This is a genomic window from Massilia sp. DD77, assembly GCF_036961685.1.
Classification (GTDB): domain Bacteria; phylum Pseudomonadota; class Gammaproteobacteria; order Burkholderiales; family Burkholderiaceae_D; genus Telluria.
On sequence record NZ_JBAMDH010000086.1, the window covers coordinates 1 to 3,171 of the forward strand.

At 63.7% G+C, this 3,171-nt stretch carries 3 protein-coding genes; 1 reads left to right on the plus strand and 2 read right to left on the minus strand.

Translation table 11 applies throughout. From position 1 onward, the window contains the following. Window positions 1-54: 54 nt before the first annotated feature. Window positions 55-1,014, minus strand: coding sequence for an AraC family transcriptional regulator (locus tag V7778_RS25045; protein WP_335560345.1), 960 nt, complete (start codon window positions 1,012-1,014; stop codon window positions 55-57). Continuing rightward, complete coding sequence (locus tag V7778_RS25050; protein ID WP_335560348.1) at window positions 962-2,392, minus strand: aldehyde dehydrogenase family protein; 1,431 nt, start codon at window positions 2,390-2,392, stop codon at window positions 962-964. The genes V7778_RS25045 and V7778_RS25050 overlap by 53 nt, the downstream gene beginning before the upstream one ends. Before the next feature lie 169 nt (window positions 2,393-2,561). Here V7778_RS25050 and V7778_RS25055 point away from each other — a divergent pair, with 169 nt between their 5' ends. Continuing rightward, on the plus strand, window positions 2,562-3,020 hold the full coding sequence (locus V7778_RS25055; protein ID WP_335560351.1) for a MarR family winged helix-turn-helix transcriptional regulator: 459 nt from the start codon (window positions 2,562-2,564) through the stop codon (window positions 3,018-3,020). Window positions 3,021-3,171 lie beyond the last annotated feature (151 nt).

A 3,171-nucleotide genomic window follows, 5' to 3' on the forward strand; every position in this document is an offset into this window, starting at 1 on the left:
AAACGCGCGAGGGTTAACGCAAGAGCTCAACAGTAATGTTGTTCGGGCACCTCATCAGGGCTCCGCCGCCTGTCCGCGCAGTTGCTGGGCGTCCTGTAGCGGCGGAGCGCCGAACAGCCTGCGGTACTCGCGGCTGAACTGCGACGGGCTTTCGTACCCGACCTGGAAGGCGACGCTCGCGGCCTCCAGACCGCCGCTCATCAAGAGTTTGCGCGCCTCCAGCAGCCGCACCTGCTTCTGGTACTGCAAGGGGCTCATGACAGTGGCCGCCTTGAAGCGGCGATGCAGCACTGAGGCGCTGAGGTGGACGGTGTCAGCCAGGTCCGAGATCTTCAAGGGCTGGTCGTAATGCTCGCGGATCCAGGAAATGGCGCGGCTGACAGCATGCTCACGCTGGCCGCCCAGTAACCCACGGCTGAGCGTCAGCCCGCCGGGGGCGGTGATCAGGTGGTACATGATCTCCTGCTTGACCAGGCGGGAAAGCACGGACAGGTCGCGCGGCCGGTCTAGCAGGTGCAGCAAGCGGAGGAAGGCTTCCATCAACGCGTCGGCCGCCGGCTCCACCGTGACGACCGGGACATCCTCACGCTCCGGCGCCACGGGCAATTGCATGTCCAGGATGAAAGCTGCGACCTCCTTGGGATCGAGGTCAATGCGAATGCCAAGGTACGGAGCCGATGCGGTCGCCTCCAGTATGCGACCCGACACCGGCATCGCGACGCCCGCCTGCACGTAGCAGCCCGGTCCGTAGCGCAGGACCCGCCGGCCGACCAGCATCTCCTTCTCTCCTTGCACGATCAGGCAGACGGATGGCTGCAGGATGCCTCGACCGGCGGCCGTGGGCGACGGCCGGCGCACGAGGGTCAGCCACGACAATCCGGTCGCCATGTCGTGGTCCCCTTCCGGCACGCCGACGAAGCGAAGGACCATCTCATTGCGCAGCTGCGCAAGGATGTTGTGATCAGAGGATATTGTCATAGCCAAGCAGGGCTTTGGGTTCGAGATATTGTTCAAGACCGAAGACACCGAATTCACGCCCCCATCCGGATTGCTTGAATCCGCCGAAAGGTGCAGCCGGCTCATCATACAAGCCATTGATGAAGACGCGCCCGGCGACGATGCGGGAGGCAACGCGCCTGGCCCGTGCAAGGTCGGCGGAAAAGACGTAGGCGTGCAATCCGTAGACGGTGTCGTTGGCGATTTGCACCGCCTCTTCCTCGTCGTCATAGGCGATCACGGAGAGCACGGGCCCGAAGATCTCTTCACGCGCGATCGCCATGTCATTGCGGACGTTGCCGAAGACCGTGGGCCGCACGAAGTAGCCACGTTCCCGCCCTTCTGGACGGCCAGGGCCACCGGTAAGCAGAGTCGCTCCTTCTTCGATGCCGCGCCGGATCATGGTTTGCACGCGCTCGTACTGCGTGCGGGTGACCATGGGACCGATGAGGGTATCGGCGGCGCGGGGATCGCCGACCGTCAAGCTTTCGAAGGCGGCGACGATCGCTTGATGCGCCTCCCGCACGCGGCTGCGCGGCACCAGCAGGCGCGACCCGGCAAGGCAAGCCTGCCCGCTGTTGAAGGTCGCTGCCGTGGCGGCAAGCGGCATGGCCTTCGCAAAGTCCGCATCGTCCAGCAGGATCGTCGGCGACTTGCCGCCCAGTTCGAGCGTCACGCGTTTCATGGTATCGACGGCGCCGCGTGCGATCGATTTGCCGACAGCGGTCGAGCCGGTGAACGAGATCTTGGCGATATCCGGGTGTCGCACCAGTTCGGCGCCGACCGTCTGACCCTTTCCGGTCACGATATTGAAAAGGCCAGGGGGCAGTTCCGCGCGGTGCAGAACGCGCGTTAGGAGTTCGGTCTGGCGCGCGCTGAGTTCGCTCGGCTTGATGACCGCGGTGCTGCCGGCTGCGATGGCCATCGACAGCTTGCTGCAGATGAAACCGTAGTTCGCGTTCCACGGCGTGATCAAGCCCACGACGCCCAGCGGCTCCATGATGACGCGCGCGGTCGCGATCTGCCGTTCGAACGGATAATCTGCCAACAAGCTGCGTGCGTCGGCGAAAGACGCGGCGGCGCGCCTGGCGGTAGCCCTCGAGGTACGCACCGGGCCGCCGTATTCCTCGACCATGACAGCGGTCAGCTCTTCTTCGGACGCGGCAACGGCCTCGTGCAGGCGCTGCAGCCAGGCCATCCGCTGCTCGCGCGAGCTTCCTTCCAGCGCGCGGTAGGCAAGGACAGCGGCCTCGACGGCGCGGCGCGCGTCCACCTCATCGGCAAGCACCACGGAGGTCACCGGCTCTTCGGATACCGGATCGAACAAAGTAAGCATTTCGCTGCCATGGGGCGTTTCGAAACGGCCGTTGATGTAGATGCTGTCCACTGTTTTCATGCCGCGCTCCTCGATAAATGACGTGTTCATCATAGGAGTCCAGCTGCGGAAGGCGGTATCAAAATGCTGGTGAAGGATTGCCTGATCCTGCCGAAAGCGCGGCGGCGGTCCGCGCCAAGGGCGCTACGTATCGCTTGCAAATAGCTAGCGTGCGACCTATATTGGGTACATGGATACGACTACCTCCCCCTCCCCCGCCGCCCCAGCGCTCGACGATCAGCTCTGCTTCGCGCTGTATTCGACGTCCCTGGCCATGATGCGCGTCTACCGCGGCTTATTGCCCAAGCTAGGACTCACTTACCCCCAATACCTGGTGATGATGGTCTTGTGGGAGCAGGACCAGCTGACTGTCTCGGATATTGGCGAGCGCCTGTTCCTCGATTCGGCGACCTTGACGCCGCTTCTCAAGCGAATGGAGGCGCAGGGCCTGCTGCAGCGTGCTCGGGCGCGCAGCGATGAGCGGCAGGTGATCATTACCTTGACCGAGCAAGGCAATGCCCTGCGCAAGGAGGCTGCCGCCTTGATGCCGGCGGTACTGTGTGCAACGGAGTGTTCGATCGAAGAGGTCTCGAGCCTGCGCGACCAGCTGGTTGGGTTGAGGAAGAGCCTGAACGATAGCGCCGGGTAAGTGGCTTGCGCTTGCCGACGCGGGCGCCGAGTGCTTGTCGAGAAGGTGGAGCTTCATGTCCTGCTTCGCGTGGAGATGTGGTCTGCTCAGTGAACCTGGGCGGAACAATGCCACTGGCATTGTTCCGCCCAACTTGCCTGCAATCCGTCAG

Coding starts and splice junctions, on each gene's coding strand:
- V7778_RS25050 (WP_335560348.1), bottom strand. CDS start 2,392: ATGAAAACAGTGGACAGCATCTACATCAACGGCCGTTTCGAAACGCCC.
- V7778_RS25055 (WP_335560351.1), top strand. CDS start 2,562: ATGGATACGACTACCTCCCCCTCCCCCGCCGCCCCAGCGCTCGACGAT.